We start from the raw sequence: 20,724 nt of genomic DNA, 5'->3' as shown, positions 1-20,724 counted from the left end.
AAGGTCGGCCCTTGTGCGCCTGGTCAGCGGCCCGCGAGTTCGGCGAAGATCTCCACCAGTTCGAGTCGGTCGAACGGGCCGACGTGGGGAGCCGCGACGCTTCGCACGTCGGTCGGGTTGTCCGGGGTGAGGCGGTCGGCCTCGACGATGAACCGGTCCTGTAGCGCAGGTGGGATCAGCCGGTCGCGGGTGAAACGCACGTACGTTCGGGGAATCCGACCCCAGGTGTCCGCTTCGCCGCGGGCGTCGGCCAGGGGGATGCTGGCGGGCTCGTCAGGCTCGAGCGTGTTGAGCAGCCGGCTCACCGCCTCGTCAGTGAAGTCGCCGGCGAGGCACTGCTTGATGCCGTCGAACACCGACGGGTCGGCCGAGCGCCAGTTGACCCGGGCCACCCCCAGGATCGCGGGATCGGCGACCACTGCCTGGGTCACCAGGGATAGCAGGCTGTCGCTGTTCTCTGGGGTGGCAAGATAAGCGGCCACGTTCGGCAGGTCGACGCAGCAGTACGCCGCCATGTAGACGACCCGATCGAGCAGTTCGGGGATGGCGTTGCCGACCCTGTTCACGGTGACGCCGCCCTGGCTGGCGCCGGCCAGGATCACGGGGCCGTGGCGGCGAGCGCGGCGCACCACGTCCACGACGCGCTCGACGTAGTCGTCAATGGTGATGTTGGCGAGGGGCGACGGCTCGGTTGCCAGCCCTTCGAGGTCCTGCGGGGCCTGGTACGAGCGGGGGAAGAATCCTTCAGCGCCGTGTCCCGGAAGGTCGACGGCCACGCACCGGTGCCCCCGCAAGGTGAGTTCGGTGATCAGTCCCGAGCAAAGGTACGACGATGAGTTGGTGCCGTGTACGAAAACCAGGGTCGGCGGCCGGCGATCACCAGTGGCGGTGTCTTTGGTAGTCATCGAAATTCTCCCTTGCGCTTGTGAAGTTGATGGAGCGGTCAACGGCGCGGTTGGCGCCACATCGGCCACAGGAGCGGGCTGTCCGCGACGCGAACCGGTTCACCGAGGTCCTCGAAGCCGTACCGCAGATAGAGGGCACGGCTTCGGGGCGAACTCGCCTCCAGGTACACCGCGAGCCCGTCGGCGTCCGCTCGCTCCAACCGGTGGCGCAACATCGCCGAGCCGAGTCCGGCGCCCTGTCGCCCACCCACCACCCCCATGCACGAGAGGTAGAGGTGCGATTCACGACGGGGATGCCGCTCGGCCAGTGCCCGCCCCAGAGTCCGCAACCGCGCGCCGTTCTCGCCAAAAACCGAGTTCTGGTCCACGACGGACGCGTCCGGACGTTCCTCGTCGGGTGCCTGGCCCGCAGCCAACGCCAGCCACACCGAGGCACCCTCACCACGGCCGACCAGATATGCCTCGGCGGCGCTCCGATCCAGCAGGTGGCCGTAGAAGTACGACTGAAGACGACCGCGTTCACCCGATGTGGGGAAGAGCCAACAGGTGAGCTGATCGTCCATGAACGCCTCAGTGAGGACGTCCGATACCGCCTGCCGCTCTGCGTCAGCTGCCTGCCACACGGGTGCGTACGACGTATCTTCGGTCATGCGTACACCGTATCTCCGCACCCGGCGGAATTGCGCTGACGTGGTCTAGCCAAACAGATGAAGTGTACTAGCCAGGCGAAAACCGAACTAGTACATTCCAGGTGCACGACACCTCACCAGCAGATCGGAGGGCACCCATGCCTTCGCCAACGCCGCGCCCGGATCCGCCATACCGGCGGATCGTCGAGGAGATCCGCGGCCGAATCCTGACCGGCGACCTGCGGCCCGGCGACCGGATACCCTCCGTCCGGCAAATCGCCCAGCGATGGGGCGTCGCGATTGCGACCGCGACCAGAGCGATGGCGACTCTCCGCGACAGCGGGCTGGTCGAAGCGACGGTCGGTTCCGGAACGGTGGTCAGCAACCACACCCGCCGCAAGCACCCGGTCAGCGCGTCCGCATCGCAGAGACCGCGGCAGGCCGGCACCCTCAGGCAGCCACTGAGCCGGAAGCACGTTCTCCGTGCCGCAATCGCGATAGCCGACGGCGAGGGACTCGACGCAGTGTCTATGCGACGTCTCTCGGCCGACCTCGGCGTCGGCCCGATGTCGCTTTACCGGCACGTGGCAAGCAAGGACGAACTGGTGACGCAGATGGCCGACGACGTCTTCGGCGAATCTGAACTCCCCGTACCGGGACCGCCCGGGTGGCGCGCGAAACTCGAACTGATCTCCCGCCAACAGTGGGAACTGTGCCGGCGACACCTCTGGCTGCCCAGGGCCGTCTCATTCACCCGTCCGGCTCTTGTGCCCAACATGATGGCGCACACCGAGTGGACCCTGCGCGCGCTCGACGGGCTCGGGCTGCCCATGACGACACGGATCCGCGAGGCGCTCACGCTCCACGGACTGGTGGTCACCGTCGCGCTGTCCATGGCGGCCGAGGTCGAATCGGAGCAGGAAACCGGTGTCACGCTCGATGGGTGGCGGCTGGCACAGCAGAAGCGAGCCGACCAACTCCTCGACGGTGGAAGATTTCCATTGCTGGCCACGATCCCGACGGAAACCGCGTCGGACCTGGGTGGACTATTCGAGTACGGTCTCGCACGCCATCTCGACGGTTTCGCCACCATGCTGGAGGATCACGCCCAAACACGGTCATGAGGAGGCCGCGGACAGTTGACGCGGCCATGACCCCGCGTCCGGCTCCACCGAACACCCGCAGGAATGTCCGGGCGGCACGTCCCCCGGAGACGCGCCAAGCGTCCGGATCTAATGGGTTCGGTCGGTCTGCCGCTGAGAACGCGCGAGCCGCTCGCGCGAGCGCCGCCAGTCCGAGGAAGGGATGCAAGGGATTGCTCTTGTGCGCTGTCCGCCTTGACTCACGGGGTGGTATCGCACCGCCGATGGCAGCCGTGAATCCGGTAGGCGGGCCAGCCAACGCACCCGCGCAGGTCCTGGCGCGTCCGTCACTAACGGTAGCCGTCGACCCTGGTGCGTCCAACTGCGAGGACGTCCAGATCTGTCGATTTAAGAGCGCGTTCTTGCCACACAGCCTGCACGCGCTGCGATTTCCGATGAGTTATCCGAAGAAGTCGGTGAGTGCCCGTACGAGGTCGTCGGGTCGTTCCTCGGCGAGGTAGTGGCCGGCATTGGAGATCTCCAGGAACCGGATGTCCGTCGCCTTGTCGGCTAGGGCGATCGGCATCGCCTGGTAGTAGAGGCTGCCCAGGGCGAGCACCGGCACGGAGAGCGTGTCGTAGGTCCGCATGTCCTCGATGTCCTGGGGGAACGCTTGGTACCAGCCGTTGGCGGCGCGAATCGCGCCTGGTTGGTCGTACGCGGCGGCGTAGATCGCGCGGCTCTGCTCGTCGATCGCGTCCAGGTCGCTGGCCATGTGGTCGACGCACCAGTCGATGAGCAGCCGGGCCCGGCCGGCGAGCAACCGCTCGGGCAGGTCCTTGACCTGGTTGAAGGCGAACCACCACAGGTGCGGCTGTCCGGGCTGCGGTAGCACGGTGAACTGGTAGAAGAAGGTGTCCGGATGTGGCACCTCGATCATCGCGAGCTTCCGGGTCAGATCGGGGTGGTTGGCCGCGAAGCTAAACGCCACCATCGCCCCGATGTCGGAACCGGCGATGTTGACCCGGTCGTAGCCAAGTTGGCGGGCCAGCTCCGCCACGTCCCGTGCCATGTTCTTCTTGTCGTATCCGGCTTCGGGTTTGTCGGAGTCACCCATGCCGCGCAGATCGACGGCAATCACCCGGTACCGGCGCGCCAAGATCGGCATCACCTTGTGGTACTCCCACCACGTCATCGGCCAGCCGGGCAGAAGCATCAGGGGCTCGCCCGCACCACCGGCAACGTAGTGAAGCGTGGTGCCGTTGACGTCGGCGTAGCCGTCCTCGAATCCGGCGAGCATCTACCCTCCTCGTTTGTGAACGCTCGTTCGCAATGTTCGCCCAGGCTAGCAGCTATGTGTACGCGCGTTCAAATACCCGCTAGCATGGCATCCGTGCCCAGACCTCGAGGATTCACGGAGACCGACATCCTGGAGCGGGCCATGCAATATTTTTGGACAAACGGTTACGAATCAAGCTCCATGGCCGCGCTCACCACGCACCTCGGCCTACACCCGGGCAGCCTCTACCGCACCTTCACCGACAAGCACACGCTCTTCCTACGGGCGCTTGCGCACTACCGGGACACCCAAACCCGACAGCTCACGCCGAAGCTGCTCGCGGGCGGCCCAGTCCTACCCCGCATCCGCGAGGTCCTGATCGACTATCTCGAGGCCGCCGCCAACGAGGCCGTTCCACGTGGCTGTATCGCGGTCAACACCGTGGGTGAACGACTGCCCCGTGACGAAGCCGCCAGCCAGATCGTCCAAGAGATCCTGGCGCTGGTCGAAGACGGTTTCCGGCAGGGCCTGACGGCCGCGGCACAACGCGGCGAGATCCCGGCGGACACCGACGTCGACACCGAAGCGACCATGCTGATGACCCTGCTCCAAGGCTTGCAGGTCGTCGTCAAAGCCGAACGGAACCCGCGCCGCCTTACCCAAATGGTCGACGCCATGCTGATGCGCCTCGCCGGTCAGCCGCCCGTCCGCCCCGCGAGCGCCTGATCGACACGGCCTGCCCGGCACGATGATCGTGGCCGCACCTCGGCCGGGAGTGGACGAGGGTCGGTGAGGGCTCATGGAACCCCGAGCGCCCCGCACCCAGATGCCGAGACGCGTACACGCGATGGGGGCAAGTGCCGCCGCAACCGGTCCGTGCCGGTACACCCGGAGATGGGCGACGCACTCAACGCCTGGCTCGTCGTACGACGGGACTGGCCCGGCGCCGACACCAACCCGGCACTGTTCCTCAACCGGGCCGGCGGCCGGATGTCGACGCGGACCGCCGACGAGATAGTCGGTGCGATCGCGGCCGCCGCCGGACTCGCCGACCTCATCACCCCGCACGTGCTGCGGCACACCTTCGCCACCGACCTGATCCGGGCCGGCACCGACCTCGTCACCGTCGCCGAGCTACTCGGTCACGCGTCCCTGGAGTCGACCCGGATCTACACCCTGCCCACCGACGATGACCTCGACGCCGCCGTCGCCCGGCTCACCGTCGACCGGTGATGAGGCCCCTGCGGGCAACCTGAGTACATCAGACGCCGGGTCATTCGCGTTGACGTCGGAGGGGGTAGTTACACGATCTCGACGATGCGCTCCTTGCCACCAGTGTTGTCCAAATTTGTCTTGATGACCCTTTTTCGATCACGGTTGAATCAGGATGCCTGGATCCATCTATATCGATGAGACTGTTACAGGAAAGACCCAGGTGCCCCGCCTGAGTCGAAGCGAAGGAGAGCATGGATGGCATCCCACGTCATGCGGAGAGGCGCGACCATGTTGGTCGCCCTGCTGGGAACGCTTGCCCTGTCACTCAGTCAAGCGCTGCCGGCGCAGGCCGCCCTTCCGATTCCGCTCGGTCCGGGAAACACCGGATCCGCAGTCCGACTCTGGCAGCAAGACCTCAACTTCTACATGGCGGTGAAGCAAATCTGTCGCCCCACCCTGGCGGTCGATGGGCAGTTCGGCCCAGCAACGACGAATGCCACCAGGTGTTTCCAGAGCGTTGAGAATATCGGGGTTGACGGCATCGTCGGATCGCAAACCAGGGGACGGATGTGCGACTTCCTGTGGACCTACCAGGGCGGCAGCCTCTATTACGCGACATGCACCTAGCAGGTGATCTAACGGACTAAACCGCCGCCACTCGGAGTCTTGAGCATCATCCTGGCGCTGGCCGGGACCGCCCTGGGCGCGGTCCCGGCCAGCGCCAGGTGTGCGTGCCGTCTTGGCCCGACGCCTGGTCGACCAGCTCGGCGCGAGTTCGGCCGGCTTCGGCCAGCTCGGCGTTGAGGCGGGTGACGTCGGCACGGACGGTGTCCCGCTCGCTGGTGACGGTGGCGAGCTGCTCGACCAGCTCGGGGCGGGCGCGGCCGGCGGCGGCGAGCTCGGCGCCGAGGCGGGTGCTCGCACAGTCAAATTCGACCTGCGGGTACAGAACGGCTCTACGCGACGCGACCCGGCGCTCGAACATCGATATTGACGGATTGATCAACAGTCTGACAACCTGATGGGCGACACTCACGGCCGTTCCGGCAGGAGGCGCCATGCGGACAACCGTCGATCCCGACAGCTCCGTCCGACGACGGCGCGGGTCAATGGCCGACGAGCGGCCCCGGCAGCACGGGCACGACCCCACCCACCCTGTCGCAGCATCGAGACGCTCCCACCAACCCAGTTGTCGCGTCGACTCCGCGCACCGGCGGTGACCGGAACGCCGGGGGCGGCGCACCGACCGAGGAAGGCACAACTGTGAGCATGCGCAAGACCCCGTGGCTCGGCGCCACCGCCATCGCCGCATCGCTGGTACTGCTGCCCGGACCGGCGGTCGCGCGACCGGTCCAGCCGACCGGTCCCTGCTACGACCGGACCGCGCCGACGACGTACGAGGAGACGCGGATCGACACACCCGCGCTTCCCGGCGGTGCCCAGGTTCCACACACGCTCGTCGAGTTGGGTGGCTTCACCGGCCTGGTCCAGCGCCTCAGCAACGACCTGTGCGGCGTACGGTCGGTCCGGGAGGCCGACAAGCTGCTCCAGACCCGGGGCGACGAGCTGTGGCGGACCGCCGTCGACCGGGCCCAGGGCAAACGCTGGATGGGCAGCATCGAACGGTACGACGACCGCCCGCTCTACTGGTCGCGCCTGATCCTGACCCGCGACCTGCGCCAGTGGACGCCCCGGTTCGCCCTCTCCCCCGACGCCCGCGCGTCGCTGCTCAAGACCTTCGAGTACGCCTCCCGGGGCATCAGCTCGACCGACTTCTCCACCAGTGGCAAGGTCACCCGCGTGCTGGTCAGCGGCTTCGATCCGTACCAACTCAACGGCGAGATCCGGCGGTCGAACCCGTCCGGCGCCTCGGCCCTGCAACTCGACGGGCAGCAGTACCAGGCTGGTGACCGTACGGTGCAGATCCAGGCGGTGTCGCTACCGGTGACCTGGAGCGGATTCGACCTCGGCTACGTCGAGGACACCTTCGGCCCACACCTGACCCGGGGCGGCAAACAACGCGCCGACCTGATCATGACGATCAGCCAGGGCCTGCGGGGGCAGATGGCGATCGAACAGTGGGCCGGCGCCTGGCGCGGCGGCAACCCGGACAACAACAACGAGGGCACCCCCGAGCTGGTGCCCCAGGTGACGAACTGGCCGCAGCCGACCCCCAACCCGGAGTTCATCGAGACCACCCTGCCGTACCAGCGGATGATCGACGCCGGTACGACACCCTGGCCGGTGGCGCTCAACCCGCGGATCTGCGAATGGACCGGAAACACCCGCCCCGACCCGGCGCTGGTCTCCTGCCACAACAACGGCCCCTCGGCCGACGCACAGGCACAGGCCGGCGGCGGCGGCAACTACCTGTCGAACGAGAGCATGTACCGCTCGAACCGGCTGCGGACCGCACTCGGCGCAACCGACGTACCCGGCGGGCACCTGCACATCTCGGCGCTGGTCTACCCACAGAACCCGCTCGCCATCATCGATGGCCCGTTCGCCGCCGACCGGGCCCAGACCATCGAACAGACCATCGCCCTGGTGAAGGCCGCCGGCGCGGCCGTGGCCTGAACCCACCGGCCGGGCGGGAGCACGACCCCGCCCGGCCGGGCACCACCCCGCCCCGGCGGTGCCCGTTCCGCGCAGCAACTCCCCCGGCCCGTACCCGGGCTGGCCGCGAAGAAAGGCCCCACCATGCGCAGATTCGTCAGCATCACCATGGCTCTAGCGCTCGTCGTCGGGGTCGCCGCCTGCGGGGACGGAGACGAGGCCGGAGCCGGCACGGAGGTACGCCTCGCCGGCCTGTGGCCATTGAGCGGGCCGAACGCCACCCAGGGCACCGACGTACTACACGGCGCTGAGCTCGCCGTCGACATCGTCAACAACGACCACCCCGGGGTCGACCTGCCACTGGCCCCGGGCGCGGGCCTTCCCGGACTCGGTGGTGCGCCGATCAAGCTGATCACCGGTGACACCCAGGGCAAACCCGAGGTCGGGGCCGGTGAGGTGGATCGGCTGGTGACCACGGAGAAGGTCGCCGCGGTGATCGGCTCCTACCAGTCCGGGGTGACGCTGACCGCCAGCCAGCGGGCCGAGCGACTCGGTGTGCCGTTTGTCAACGAGGCGTCGTCGTCGGTGGCGCTGACCGAACGGGGTCTGAAGTGGTTCTTCCGGACCGGTCCGACCGACGAGACCTTCGCCCGCTCCATGTTCGACTACCTGAGGGCCCGTCAGGCCAAGGGTGAGCGGATCGGCACGGTCGGCGTGTTCCACAGCAACGACCAGTTCGGCAACGACGGCGCCGGCGTCACCGAGAAGGTCGCAGCCGAGATCGGCCTGCCGGTCGTGGTCAACGTGGCATTCGACCCCACCGCGGCCGACCTGGCCTCGCAGGTGACCCAGGTACGCGCGAAGAACCCTGACGTGCTGTTCGTGCTCGCCTACACCGACGCGGCGATCAAGCTGATGAAAACGCTCGACCAGCTCGCCTATCACCCGCCGGCGCTGCTGGCGTACGGCACCGGCTTCGCCGACCCGGCGTTCGCGTCCGGTCTCGGCGAACTGGCCGACGGGGTCTCTACCCGGGCCGCCTGGTCGGGCGAGATCGCCGCGAAACGGCCTGCGGCCAAGACCGTGGCGGAACTGTTCCAACAGCGCTACGGGGCACCGATGACGGAAAACTCGGCGCGCGCCTTCACCGCCGTACTGGCCCTGGCCCAGGCGATCGACGCCGCCGGGTCGGTCGAGCCGGCCGCCGTACGGGACGCGTTGCGCGCCCTCGACGTACCGGGCGAGAAAACGATCATGCCGTGGACCGGCATCAGGTTCGACGGCAAGGGACAGAACACCGGTGCCGCCGGGGTGGTGGAGCAGATGCTCGACGGCCGTTACCGTGTCGTCCACCCCGCCGACCTTGCCTCGACCGAGGCGGTTTGGCCGATGATCAGGGCGCGGCAGTGAACGACCTGCTCCAGTCAGTCGTCAACGGACTGCTCATCGGCGCGGTCCTCGCACTGGTGGCGGTCGGGCTGACACTCATCTACGGCGTCATGGACGTCATCAACTTCGCCCACGGCGAGATGGTGATGCTCGGCATGTACACCTCGTTCTTCGCCTGGTCACTGCTGGGTCTCGACCCGCTGCTCTCCATCCCGCTCGCCGGTGTCTCGATCGCCCTCACCGGCGCGCTGATGTACGTCGGCGCGGTCGGCCGGGTCCTGGGCTCGTCCCCACTCGCCCAGGTCATCGTCACCTTCGGACTACAGGTGTTCCTGCGCGGACTGGCCCAGTTCCTCTGGACACCGAACACCCGTACCGTGCCCCGGCCCTGGGCCGTCGGGCTGCGCTGGGAGATCGGCGGGGTCGTGATCGGCGGCCCACAGGCGATCATGGCGGTCGGTGCCCTGGTCGCCACCGGCGCGGTGGCGTTCTTCATGAACCGCACCCGCCTCGGCGGTGCCGTACGCGCCGCCGGGGAGGATCCGGCCGCGGCGTCGCTGATGGGCATCGACCCGCGCAGAATGTACGCCCTCTGCTGGGTGATCGCCGGCTTCGCCACCGGTGTCGCCGGCGCCCTGCTGATGAACTCGTACTCCGCCTCCCCGACCGCCGGGGTGAGCTTCGCGCTGATGGCCTTTGTCGTCGTGGCGTTCGGCGGCTTCGGCAGCATCACCGGCGCCGCCCTGGCCGGGCTGCTGGTCGGCGTCGCGCAGGGAGTGGTCGGGCTGTACGCGCCCAGCTACACCCTCGCGGTGGCACTGGCCCTGTACCTGGTGGTCGTCCTGGTACGCCCACAGGGACTACTGGGGACCCGATGAGCCCGCGAGTCATCAGGGCGGCGTTGATCGTCGCCGCACTGGCCGCGTACCCGATGGTCTTCACCGGTTCGGCGGCGCACAACATCGGCATCCTGGCGCTGACCTTCGGCATCGCCGCCACCGGCTGGAACCTGCTCGGCGGCTACGCCGGACAGGTTTCCTTCGGCCACGCGCTCTATTTCGGCACCGGCGCCTACACCACCGCCCTGCTGGTACGCGACGGCTGGTCGCCATGGCTGTCGATCGCGGTGTCGCTGCCGCTGGCCGCGCTGATCGCCGCCGTTGTCGGCTACCCCTGCTTCCGGCTGCGCCACCACTACTACTCGATCGCGACCATCGCCGTTGCCGAGATCGTCTTCATCCTGGTCACCAATCTGCCCGGCCTCGGACAGGCCAGCGGTTGGGAGCTGCCGGTGGTCGAGCCGTCCCTGGCCAACCTGCAGTTCTCGCTGCTGGACAAAAGGCCGTACTACTACGTGGCGCTCGGCTTCTTCGGTCTCGCCGCCGTCGCGGTCTGGCTGTTCCTGGGCGGCCGGGCCGGCAGTTACGTCCGCGCGATCCGCGACGACCAGGCCGCGGCGGCCGCGGTCGGCATCAACGTACGCCGGTACAAGCTCGCCGCTGCGGCCCTCTCCGGTGCGATCACCGCGCTCGCCGGCGGTTTCTATGTGATGTACGTGCTCTTTGTCGATCCCCCGTCCGGGCTCGGCCTGGACCTGTCGGTCTCCTTCACCCTGATGGCGGTACTCGGCGGGGTCGGCCGGTTCTGGGGACCGTTGCTCGGTGCCTGGGTGCTGGTGTTCGTGCAGGATGCCACCCGGCAGGAGTTCTCCGGCAGCGGACGCTCGGTGGACCTGCTGCTCTACGGCGCGCTGATCGTGCTGGTGTCGGTGACCGAGCCCGGCGGGCTGCTGGCGATCGGGCGCCGGGCGCGGGCGGCGGTCGCTCGGTGGCTGACCCGGGCCCGACGCCCGGCCCGGGACAAGACGGGGGCGATGCCATGAGCGGGCCGTTATTGAAGATCGACGACCTCTCCTGCCGCTTCGGCGGCCTCTGGGCCAACCGAGAGGTGACCTTCCAGGTCGAACGGGGCGGCATCGTGGGGCTCATCGGACCGAACGGGGCGGGCAAGAGCACGTTGTTCTCGATGGTCGCCGGCGCCCAACGACCCACCGCTGGTCGGCTCACCTTCGACGGTCGCGACGTCACCGGTTGGGCGGCACACGAGGCGGCCCGCGCCGGGGTGGGACGCACCTTCCAGCTCATGCGGGTCTTCGGCTCGATGACCGTGCTGGAGAACCTCACCACCGCGGCGTTCGTCCGCCGCCCCCGGCCGCGCGACGCCCGACGGTACGCCCGACAGGTCGCCGACGTCGCCGGGCTCGGCCCGGTGGTGGACCTGCCGGCGGCCTCGCTCACCGCGGCCTGGAAGAAGCGGTTGGAGATGGGTAGGGCGCTGGCCACCGAACCGAAGCTGCTGCTGCTCGACGAGGTGCTCTCCGGGCTGACGCCGACCGAGGCGCGCGAGGCGGTCGAGATCGTCCGTGACGTCAACCGCACCGGGGTCACGATCCTGATGGTGGAACACGTGATGGAGGTGATCATGCCGCTCTGCGACCAGCTCGTGGTACTCCACTACGGCCAGAAGATCAGCGAGGGGCCGCCGGAGCACGTCGCGAACGACCCGGCGGTCGTCGAGGCGTACCTGGGTCGGGCGCTGTGATGCTGGGCGTCGCCGACCTGCACGTCGACTACGGCGGTGTGGTGGCGCTGCGCGGTGTCGACCTGCGGGTGGACCAGGGCGAGTTGGTGGCCCTGGTCGGCGCGAACGGTGCCGGCAAGAGCACCCTGCTCAAGGCGGTGTCCGGCCTGCACCGACCGGTACGCGGCACCGTGACGTTCCTCGGCGAGGAGATCGGCGACCTGCCGGCCTTCCGGATCGCCCGGCGTGGGGCGGTGCTGGTCCCCGAGGGGCGGCGACTGTTCGGCCAGCAGAGCGTGCTGCAGAACCTGCTGCTCGGCGGCTACCACCGGACCGAAGTGGAGCGCGAGGCCGAGCTGACCCGGGTGTACGAACTGTTCCCGGTGCTGGCCGAGCGCTCGGGCCAGCGGGCGGGCACCCTTTCCGGTGGGGAGCAGCAGATGGTGGCGCTGGGCAGGGCGCTGATGAGCCGACCGAAGCTGCTGATGCTCGACGAACCGTCGCTCGGCATCTCGCCCAAGTTCACCAGAATGATCTTCGAGGTGCTGGCCGAGATCCGACGCTCGGGCACCACCGTGCTCCTGGTGGAGCAGAACCTACGCGCCGCCCTGGAGTTGGCCGACCGGGCGTACGTGTTGCAGACCGGCAGGGTGGTGATGTCCGGACCGGCCGACGAACTCGCCGGCTCCGACGAGGTACGGCGCTCGTACCTGGGATTGTGAGTGGCGTTTCCGACCACGAGGGACCCCCGCCGCCACCACCGACCTGATGGTGACGGCGCGAGGTTCGGCTGGCCGACTAGGAATGATCGTGATCTCGTCGAGGTGGACGCCCGCTGTCGGCCGCGGTGATGCTGGTGAAGGCGTAGGTGTCGTCGCCGACCCTCAGGGTGGTGACCACCGGCGCGTCGGCCAAGCGAGAACTGGTGTGCCGGACCCGGATGTGGTCTCCATTCCTGATGACACCCGGCTTACTGCTCCAGCCTCCTCGGGTCTGGTACTCGCCGTTGACGACACTGATCGGGGTCGGACCGGTCAGTCCCTCGACCTTCCACTTCCCACTGCTCACCTTTTTCCCCGCCTTGACGTCGGTCGCATCGGGGAAGGGCACGAAATCAAAGACCTTCTTGCACATCTCGACGAATGCGGGCCACCCGGGGGAATCGACATGGCCAGCGTTCTGCCGCCGGAAGCCGACGTACCCTTCAATGAACGCCTCGTCGAACGGCGGAGTCCCACCGATCGACTCACCGGGGCCTGAGGTGAATTCCGTGCCCGGAGGTACGACCAGTCCGTCGACACCAACCAGGTTGTAGACCGCCGTGGCGTGGAGGCCAGCCAGATACATGCCGCGCGGGTCAGCCCACCCGTCATTGGCGTTACCACCGGTGATGTACACCACGCGCGGCGCGGCCAGTGCCACCATCGAGTGGCCGTCAACGCTCATCAACTCCAACTTGCGCGGCTTGTAGGTACCGTTCTCCACCAAGCCGACGCCGGGGTTGTCCGGATCTTCAACCAGCGGGCCCATCCACTTGAAGTAGTTTCCCGCCATCCAGTGGTATTCCAGGCTCTCGCCGGCGTTGTTGGGGTAGTCGCCCTCCACCTCGAGATCCTGTCCCCAATGGCGGCGGTTCATCCTCGCCCCGAGGGACCCGGACGAGCTCGCGTAAGCCGCCTTGATTCGCGGATCGTAGGCAGCGGCGACGGTCGTGGCTTTTCCGTACCGCGAGTGCCCTTGCGCCCCGATCCGGTTGGCATCGACACCGACGTACCTGGTCGGCGCGGCGAAGAAGTCGATCAACCGGCTGATACCCCAACTCCAGGCGGCCAACGTGCCCCAGTCGTCTGGTTTCCTCCACTTCCCCTTGTTGATCAGGCCGATGATGTAGCTGGACATATTGGCCCCGCCGCTGTCAGGCTGAAGCTGGGCATTGGAGAACCCGAAGATCCCCCATCCCTCTGGTCCAAGGTTCGACCATCTTCCCGTTCCACCGAACACGATCACCACTGGAACCTTGGTCCGAGCGTCGTACGCCTGCCGTGGAATCCGGAGTGTGCCGAAGATCCTCGGCACGTTCCGTACCTGCGGGTAACGGGACGTGTCGATGTTCCCAGTTACCGTCCTCTCGACGTAAGCGACACCATCCGCCGTGCCGTACGAGACCTCCCCGAGCTCCCAGGTGATCTTCGGCCACAAACTGCGATCCGGGATTCTGCCGTACAACTCCTCCTGGACTGCCGTGAAGATCTCCGGGCGGCGCTTGTTCCACCAATCATCGGGCGTCCGCACAGGCGTGCCGTTCTTCATCGCCAACAGCTCAATCGGGGTGTATTCCCAACCATCAACCTCAGGATTGTCGCCAGTGCCAAGTCCGATCGCACCGTCACCGGTCGCGTCGTCATAGCTCGCCCAAAGCCCGCCCAGCGCTCCCCTCCTCATGGGGTGGCCAAGGGCATCAAACCAGAGCCGGGCCGCCGGGTCCCCTGTTACGTTTCGCGGACGGTTCGGATCATCGAGCCACGAACCCAGACTCGGCAGCCCGATGCCAAGCTGGCAGAGCATCTGATCACGATCTTGGATGGTGCTGATCGGCAGCGTCGGAAACGCTCCGAATTTATCCACGCATCTGTTCACCGCAACTTCGCTTCGCGCGGCGGAACCCGTCGAAGCAGATGCCGAGGATGGCGCCGCTGCGATCGCCAAGCCCAGGGGTGAGACACCTACGACACGAAGCAGGGTTCGCCTCGAGGTGCCCCGCCCGCCACCGGCACCCGAATCAGGACCACGACGCGGGTCTGGCATTTCCGGATTCTCCATTGGTTCTCTCCTGTCGGATCGGCGCTTGTGTCTCCGGCGCGGGGATTCGGAGCTGCTCGTCGGCTCCGTACGACCACGACCGCAGTGGTCACCATGGAACCGGGCTCCTACGCCAGCCCAGGTCAGACCGGCACGCGAAGCGTGCCGACGGACTCGTACGGGATGGGGGTTGGCCTCGTGCCCGCCGCAGCGGGCACGAGGCATCGTCACTGGTCAACGAACTGCTGCGCCCTGTCCTGGACCGCTGGCGCGTTCGAACGCCACGTCCTGGCAGAGCCGCCACATCAGGGTGAGCCCATGGCTGTCGCCCTTCGGCAGGGTGGCCGCCACCAGGTTCAGCTTGTCCCTGTTCTCCGCCCCGTAGGCATAGACCGCCTCGGCCCGCGAGGCGTCACTTCCACCGGGAGAAGGTGATGGCGTCGGTCGGACTCCGCCACTGCCCTCAGCGCCCGGTGAACACGGCCCGGGCTCGCCCGCCGTTCGCGCTGACCCCGACCTCGAACTTGCTTCGGAACAGATTCGGGGCACCGGTGAAGTCCACCGACACCTCGAACGTCGCGGTCCCGCCGGGCGGGATGCTGGCCGCGACGGGGACCGGGAACCGGCCCGGGTCCCGGCTCGTGATGACGTGGCCGGACTTGCCGGACTTACCCGGTCCGGTCGGCGCGAAGCTGTCCAGCCGTACGTCGTTGGCGGCGCCGCGGCCGGTGTTGGTCACCTCGACCGTCCAGACCGTCGGGCCCGGGCGGCCGTGGCGGTTGCGGGCGACCCGGGTCACCCGGCCGGCCAGCTGCGCCCGGCTGGTCACCGCGTCCTCGTCCACCTCCAGCAGCAGGGTGTCCCAGCCCAACCCGTCGCCGCCAGCGGTCCCCACGCCACGGGTGAACGTGATCGTGTTGGTCCCGACCGTCAGCATCGACGCCGGGAAGGACAGCGTGGCGAGCCGGGGGAATCCACTACGGTCGGCCTGGCGGGCGATCGTCGAGTCGTTGTTGTTCGGCAGCGAACCCGTGATACCCGTCGTGGAACCGTTGACCGCCACGGCGGGCCGGCCGCTGCGCTGCATCGAACTGGAGACCGTGAGGTACACGGTGCCGGTGTACGAGCGGCCCAGTTCGAACGCGACCGTCCAGGTGCCCGCGTTCGTCTGGGCGTAGTACCAGTCCTGTGGTTCCCAGCTCTCCCCGATCGTGAACGTCAAATTCCCCGGTATCCGGGTCGGCTTCACGAAGTTGCGCGGGTTGGCAAACGTCTTCGGGTCGGCGGCGAGCGCGAACTCGCCGCCCATCCGGTCGGCGGAACCGATCTGCCAGAGGAACGTGGTGTGATTGGTCGGAGCCCACTCGATCTTGCCGAGATCCTGGGTTCTTCCGCTGACGGTGATCCCGGTCAGCTTGAGCTGGTCGGTCACCGAGCCGGTGGCGGCGAAGACGTAGAGGTTGTAGGTACCGGGAGTGCGGGTGCCGGGCTGCCAGGCCGGCGGGATCCCGGGCAGGCTGAAGGTGCCGTCCTCGGCCGTCTTCACGAAGTAGTTCGGCTCGTGGATGGTGTAGACGTCAGTCACGTCCTGGGTGGACAGCAGGACCCAGTGCCCGCCGGCGGGTCGACCGTCGGCGATGCGCAGCCGGCCGGTGACCGTGGTGCGTTGGTCGGGCCGCGGATAGAAGGGATCGTCGATCCAGGCCGAGCCGCCCCGGTTCTCCTCGATCTCCGCCTTAGCGATCTTCGCTGCCTTGGCGATCATCGCGTCCGGGTCGTCCGGGTCGCCGGTGTTGACGAAGGTGTACCAGGGCCCGTACATCCGCTGGTAGCCAGCGAACAGCGGATACGCCGGCAGCCCGTAGTGGTTGGCGCCGAAGTAGTTCAGGATCAACGCGTCCTGGTGGATGGCGAGGTCCTGGTGGTTCGGCCCGACGCCGTAGAACGCGCACAGCGTCTGGTCGGTCACCCCGCCGAGCGGCGTGAACCAGGCTCCGAAGCCGTGTCCAAAGTGCCCGAACATCGGGTTCTCGTGGTGATACAGGCTCCACTCATACTTCGTGTAGGCGCTGCCCGGCGGCAGGTTGCCGGAGTTGCTTTCCGGCGACGGCAGATCAGGATTGTTGATGCCGTCGATTGGCTGGGTCTCGCCCCCCTGCGTTTCCAGGTAGGCGTACGTCGGCTGCTGGCCCTTGCCGCGCTCCCAGTTGAACGCGTGGTCCAGGATGGACCGATCCCAGCGCGCGTTCATTCTGACCTCGTTGATCGACTGCGCGACCGCCGCGGTGAGAATGTCGTACCCGTACAGGCCCCGCTTGCCGCGCCGCATGATCAGGTGGTGCTCGTGGTGAAGCCGAGGGCTGGTGTTGTCCACGAACGCCACCTCGACGAGATCTGCGCTGGCGCGCAGCACCCGCACCTCGGTGCAGACCAGCCGGCTGCTTCCGCCGCCCGCGTCGACGTAGAACGAGTGCTGGCGGTCAGGGTCGAACGGCTCCGTGCCGTTGAGGTTGTGCGCCAACTCGACCCCGTCCACCACGACGGAGGTCGCGGTGATGGAGACATCGGTCCAGCCGGTGACAATGCCGCCAGCCGCGTCGTCCCGGCCGAACGTGAACCGAATCAGTCCATTGTCGAGCACCAGGGTGTCGATGTCGCCCGGGAACGGGTAGTTGCCAGGCGCTGCTGGGGCGCCGTTGATCAGGACCCGTACGTTCGTCGCCGTAGGCGCCGCCCAGGCGGCGTCTCGGCCCATCACGACGGGTGCCGCCGCGGCGGCGCCCATCAGTCCGAGGGCGGTTCGTCGGGACACTTCTGCGGCCATGTGACTGATCCTCCTGTCTCAATGCCCGATGACGGTGGTACGAGACCGGCCGCCGTGGGCGCTGAACGAGATCTCCATGTCGGATTCGAAGAAGTACGGTGCGTCGGTGAGGTCGACGGTCGACTGCGGAGTGGCCGTGGCTCCGGATGGAAGGCTTGCCGTGTCCCACACCAACCCGGTGCCGCCGGTGGTGCCCGTGCCGCGGGTGAACATGATCGTCACGTTGCCGACCGCCGCCATCGACGCCGGGATCGACAGCGTGGCGAGCCGGAGGAATCCGCTGCGGTCGGCCCCGCAGGCAATCCTCGAGTGGTTGTCGATCGGCAACGAACCCGTGATATCCACCGTTGACCGCCACGCCGCGCTGGCGCCGCCGAGAAGCATCCGGCAGGTGATCCGATCCTGGTTATTGTCCATGGGACCGCTCCCGTCTTACAAACGATTCAGTTTCGGTCGCGCGGCGACCGGTATCCGCGCCAGGGGGTCGTTTGGCCTGTGGAGCCCGAGAAACACAGCGGCAGGTGGATGTGCCGGCGGTGGCGTAATCACCGACGGGAGAGCATTGGTTTGAATCGATTCAGGTTTCAAGAGTGTTGCGGTAGGAGGTCCGGCTTGTCAAGGGGGCGGATGCAGATCGCGCATCCGCCTGCGGCCGTGACGCGCCTCTATGAGCGGAACCCGCGCCTGACTCACGGAGCCGACGACTTCGGCAACGGCTTGCTACCCCGGCCTACACCGCCGCCCGCTCAAAAGGACCCGATGGCAGCGGAGCCGTCGCCCCGACCGGGCTGAGACATCCGCAGCTGCCCCCGTGAAAACTCCTACGGACAGTTACGGAACCTCCGCTACCCGACGCGCCGAAAAAGTTCCTCACCCGTGGCCAGGCGTCGCACCTTCCGTGGAGCTTGCGGAGATCTGGCGGATCCCAACAGGATGAGGGCAACGCGTCTTGCCAGGCGCGTGGACCGAGCCGCGCCTGCCGTGTGGGCTGTGCAAATCGCGGTCCGGATGCTGGAGCACGTGATAGACAGCCGCAGTGGAAGAGACCCCGGGGTTCCCCGATCTGCTGCGGCTGATCGACGAACGATCGACCGCCTTCCGCACCGCGGTCGCCGCCGCGTCCAGCCTCGAGGTACAGGTGCCAACCTGCCCCGAGTGGACGCTGTTCGATCGGGTGCGGCACCCGGGCGAGGGGCGCCGCTCCTGGGCCGCCACCATCGCCGCAGGGCCTGCCGCCGCGGTCAAGTCCGCATCGGAGGGCCCGACTGCGCCTCGGGAACGCGAGGCCCTGCTTGCCTGGTCTGCCGATTCCACGGAGCGGCTGCTGAACGCACTGCGCGAGTCCGGCCCGGATCGCGGCTGCTGGACGTGGTGGGGTGGGTCGCAGTCGCCGCAGACCTGCGGTGCCGTCGCCCGGCACCAACTCCAGGAGGTCGCGGTGCACACCTATGACACCCAGCTCACCCTGGGCGCCCCGCAGCCGCTGCCGGACGAGATAGCACTCGACGGTGTCGACGAGTTTCTGTCCACCTGCTGCGCAACGACGAGCGCCTGGCCGCATGAGCCCGCTACGGTCGATTATCACGCCACCGAGGGCCGATCCTGGCGCCTCTGGCTCTCCGCCGACGGCGCACGGGCCACCCGCCTGCCCACATCCGGCACAGCGCCCGCCACCGCTGCCGGCGAGAACCCGGAGGCGGCCGACGCCTCCGCCCGAGGCACGGCCAGTGAGCTTGTCCTGGCCTTTTACGGCCGTATTCCGGTGGACTCCCTGAAGCTCGAAGGCAACCGTCGTCTCTTCGACCTGCTCATAGCCTGGGAACCAGATCAGTAGAACGTGACGATGCGCCACCTCCTGCGCCCCGAGGGCGCGCTACAGCAGGACCACGACGAGGCCGACGGCGCAGCACCGCCTTTGCGCCAGCCCAGGCTGCCCCGACCAGGGCAACCGGGTGATCTTGCATGTGGGAATCCGACACAATCCCGGGCGTGAGGTGGCAGACGATCATTAGCATCGATGCCACTTGACAGGTGTCCGGCCCGGAGTGCCGGTCCGGCACGACAGAGAGGACGCCGATGCGAAACTCAGACAAGGGCGTAGCCACGACGGGGCCCAGCGCCACGGCCCTGTCCCGGCGACGCGTGCTGCACGTCGGAGCAGCGGCAGCGGCCGGTGGTGGTGCGTTGCTGATCGGCACCATCGGGGCAGCTCAGGCAGCGCCACGCGGCGGGCGGAATCCGGTCCGGGCTCGCGCCCTGGTCCCCGGTGACCGGGTCCGGGTGGTGTCGCCGGGACGCACTCCGGACCCTGCCCTGATGGACCGTGGCATCGAGATCCTCCGTGGCTGGGGGCTGAAGGTGGAGTTGGGCCAGCACGCCTTCACCCGGTACGGCTACCTGGCCGGTACCGACGCGCAGCGGCTGGCCGACGTGAACAGCGCATTCACCGACCCGGGTGTCCGAGCGGTCTTCGCCGCCCGCGGTGGCTACGGCACCCAACGGATCGTGGACCAGATGGACGTATCCGCCCTGCGTCGCGACCCGAAAGTGGTGGTCGGGTTCAGCGACATCACCAGCATCCATGGTCGACTGTGGCGCGAGGCCGGCCTGGTCAGCTTCTACGGACCGATGGTCAACTGGACGGACAGCCGGACCGGTCCGGACTCGGCCGAGGCGCTGCGGCGGGCGGTTATGAGCACCGCGCCGATCACCATCAACCGGGATCCGGCCGAGACCGCCGCCTCGGTCATGGTGCCGGGTCGGGCGACCGGCCGGCTGCTCGGCGGGTGCCTGACCCTGATCTCGACCTCGCTGGGCGCCGAGGACGCCCCGGATTTCGACGACGCCATCCTGTTCTTCGAGGATGTGGACGAGGCTCCGTACAGCTACGACCGAATGTTGACCGAACTGCGCCGGGTGGGCGTACTGGGCCGGGTTGCCGGGGTGGTGGTCGGCCAGATCACCAACAGCGTCGGCGCCCCCGGCGAGTGGGACGCCGCGGCCGTACTCAAAGACCGTCTCTACGACCTCGGCGTCCCAGTGCTCGGCGGGCTCCGTCTCGGGCACGGCAATGGCCAGCTCACCGTCCCGCTCGGCGCCCGGGCCACGATCGACGCCGAGGCCGGGACGCTGACCGTGGAGGCGGGCGTACGGTAGCCCGGACCGTTCACAGCGGGCCGTGTTGTTGATGCCCATCGCCTTGGTGAGGTCGGAGATTCCTGTGCCCTCGTAGCCTTGGCGCCAGAGCGCCTCCAATACCCGATCAAGACCCCTGTCACTGTCAAAGGCGCCGGTCGCCCTCCTGTCATCATCGCCTCCGACTGCGTGAACACCGAGAGGTCGTGTGCCCCGGCGGGTGAACGGGAGCCGATGTGAATGGTGCTGATCCAGCGAATGCCAGGGTTGCGTCGAGGCGGCGGAGAGGCCGGGCACATCGCCGGATTCAGTCCGGAGCCAACTGTCGGGG

Annotated in this window: 19 protein-coding genes; 13 read left to right on the top strand and 6 right to left on the bottom strand. The window is 67.9% G+C overall.

Annotated features, from left to right (window positions below; translation table 11 throughout):
- Positions 1-23: 23 nt before the first annotated feature.
- Positions 24-905, bottom strand: a complete 882-nt coding sequence (locus tag BDK92_RS36875) for an alpha/beta hydrolase (RefSeq protein ID WP_121160974.1) — start codon at positions 903-905, stop codon at positions 24-26.
- A 38-nt stretch (positions 906-943) separates the two neighbouring features.
- Positions 944-1,555: a GNAT family N-acetyltransferase gene (locus BDK92_RS36870; RefSeq protein WP_121160972.1), complete on the bottom strand. Its 612-nt coding sequence runs from the start codon at positions 1,553-1,555 to the stop codon at positions 944-946.
- A gap of 101 nt (positions 1,556-1,656) precedes the next feature.
- Between BDK92_RS36870 and BDK92_RS36865 the strand changes: the two genes are divergently transcribed.
- Complete coding sequence (locus BDK92_RS36865) at positions 1,657-2,658, top strand: GntR family transcriptional regulator (protein ID WP_211349504.1); 1,002 nt, start codon at positions 1,657-1,659, stop codon at positions 2,656-2,658.
- A gap of 418 nt (positions 2,659-3,076) precedes the next feature.
- Here BDK92_RS36865 and BDK92_RS36860 read toward each other — a convergent pair whose 3' ends face one another.
- Positions 3,077-3,916: an alpha/beta fold hydrolase gene (locus tag BDK92_RS36860; RefSeq protein WP_121160968.1), complete on the bottom strand. Its 840-nt coding sequence runs from the start codon at positions 3,914-3,916 to the stop codon at positions 3,077-3,079.
- A gap of 54 nt (positions 3,917-3,970) precedes the next feature.
- On the opposite strand from BDK92_RS36860, the gene BDK92_RS36855 reads away from it, so the two are divergent.
- From BDK92_RS36855 to BDK92_RS36810, 10 genes are all read left to right on the top strand, one after another.
- Positions 3,971-4,621 (top strand): TetR family transcriptional regulator C-terminal domain-containing protein, encoded by a 651-nt coding sequence (locus tag BDK92_RS36855; protein ID WP_121160966.1) that lies wholly within the window; start codon positions 3,971-3,973, stop codon positions 4,619-4,621.
- Between the two features lie 63 nt (positions 4,622-4,684).
- Positions 4,685-5,128 (top strand): tyrosine-type recombinase/integrase, encoded by a 444-nt coding sequence (locus BDK92_RS36850; RefSeq protein WP_281278673.1) that lies wholly within the window; start codon positions 4,685-4,687, stop codon positions 5,126-5,128.
- A 237-nt stretch (positions 5,129-5,365) separates the two neighbouring features.
- The gene (locus BDK92_RS36845) at positions 5,366-5,737 is read left to right on the top strand and encodes a peptidoglycan-binding domain-containing protein (protein WP_211349502.1); all 372 of its coding nucleotides are present in this window, start codon (positions 5,366-5,368) and stop codon (positions 5,735-5,737) included.
- 112 nt (positions 5,738-5,849) lie between these two features.
- On the top strand, positions 5,850-6,104 hold the full coding sequence (locus tag BDK92_RS36840) for a hypothetical protein (RefSeq protein ID WP_147457267.1): 255 nt from the start codon (positions 5,850-5,852) through the stop codon (positions 6,102-6,104).
- Between the two features lie 269 nt (positions 6,105-6,373).
- A complete protein-coding gene (locus tag BDK92_RS36835) occupies positions 6,374-7,687 on the top strand; it encodes a hypothetical protein (protein WP_147457266.1) in 1,314 nt (437 codons plus the stop codon).
- A 123-nt stretch (positions 7,688-7,810) separates the two neighbouring features.
- Entirely contained in the window at positions 7,811-9,076 is a 1,266-nt protein-coding gene (locus tag BDK92_RS36830; RefSeq protein WP_121160960.1) for an ABC transporter substrate-binding protein, read from the top strand.
- Positions 9,073-9,933, top strand: a complete 861-nt coding sequence (locus BDK92_RS36825; protein WP_121160958.1) for a branched-chain amino acid ABC transporter permease — start codon at positions 9,073-9,075, stop codon at positions 9,931-9,933. The genes BDK92_RS36830 and BDK92_RS36825 overlap by 4 nt, the downstream gene beginning before the upstream one ends.
- A complete protein-coding gene (locus BDK92_RS36820; protein ID WP_121160956.1) occupies positions 9,930-10,937 on the top strand; it encodes a branched-chain amino acid ABC transporter permease in 1,008 nt (335 codons plus the stop codon). The genes BDK92_RS36825 and BDK92_RS36820 overlap by 4 nt, the downstream gene beginning before the upstream one ends.
- On the top strand, positions 10,934-11,656 hold the full coding sequence (locus BDK92_RS36815) for an ABC transporter ATP-binding protein (RefSeq protein ID WP_121160954.1): 723 nt from the start codon (positions 10,934-10,936) through the stop codon (positions 11,654-11,656). The genes BDK92_RS36820 and BDK92_RS36815 overlap by 4 nt, the downstream gene beginning before the upstream one ends.
- Entirely contained in the window at positions 11,653-12,357 is a 705-nt protein-coding gene (locus BDK92_RS36810; RefSeq protein WP_425462286.1) for an ABC transporter ATP-binding protein, read from the top strand. The genes BDK92_RS36815 and BDK92_RS36810 overlap by 4 nt, the downstream gene beginning before the upstream one ends.
- Before the next feature lie 76 nt (positions 12,358-12,433).
- Here the strand turns inward: BDK92_RS36810 and BDK92_RS36805 are convergent, their stop codons facing one another.
- The 3 genes from BDK92_RS36805 to BDK92_RS36795 all read right to left on the bottom strand — a co-directional run bounded on the left by BDK92_RS36805 (position 12,434) and on the right by BDK92_RS36795 (position 17,675).
- Complete coding sequence (locus BDK92_RS36805) at positions 12,434-14,260, bottom strand: glucuronyl esterase domain-containing protein (RefSeq protein WP_147457265.1); 1,827 nt, start codon at positions 14,258-14,260, stop codon at positions 12,434-12,436.
- 637 nt (positions 14,261-14,897) lie between these two features.
- Positions 14,898-17,258: a polysaccharide lyase family protein gene (locus BDK92_RS36800; RefSeq protein ID WP_121160948.1), complete on the bottom strand. Its 2,361-nt coding sequence runs from the start codon at positions 17,256-17,258 to the stop codon at positions 14,898-14,900.
- An 18-nt stretch (positions 17,259-17,276) separates the two neighbouring features.
- On the bottom strand, positions 17,277-17,675 hold the full coding sequence (locus BDK92_RS36795; RefSeq protein WP_121160946.1) for a hypothetical protein: 399 nt from the start codon (positions 17,673-17,675) through the stop codon (positions 17,277-17,279).
- A gap of 619 nt (positions 17,676-18,294) precedes the next feature.
- On the opposite strand from BDK92_RS36795, the gene BDK92_RS36790 reads away from it, so the two are divergent.
- Positions 18,295-19,092 (top strand): maleylpyruvate isomerase N-terminal domain-containing protein, encoded by a 798-nt coding sequence (locus BDK92_RS36790; RefSeq protein ID WP_121160944.1) that lies wholly within the window; start codon positions 18,295-18,297, stop codon positions 19,090-19,092.
- Between the two features lie 242 nt (positions 19,093-19,334).
- A complete protein-coding gene (locus BDK92_RS36785) occupies positions 19,335-20,414 on the top strand; it encodes a S66 peptidase family protein (protein WP_121160942.1) in 1,080 nt (359 codons plus the stop codon).
- Positions 20,415-20,724 lie beyond the last annotated feature (310 nt).

This window comes from Micromonospora pisi (genome assembly GCF_003633685.1).
Taxonomy (GTDB): Bacteria; Actinomycetota; Actinomycetes; order Mycobacteriales; family Micromonosporaceae; genus Micromonospora_G; species Micromonospora_G pisi.
This window is presented reverse-complemented; position numbering and strand designations above follow the sequence as displayed.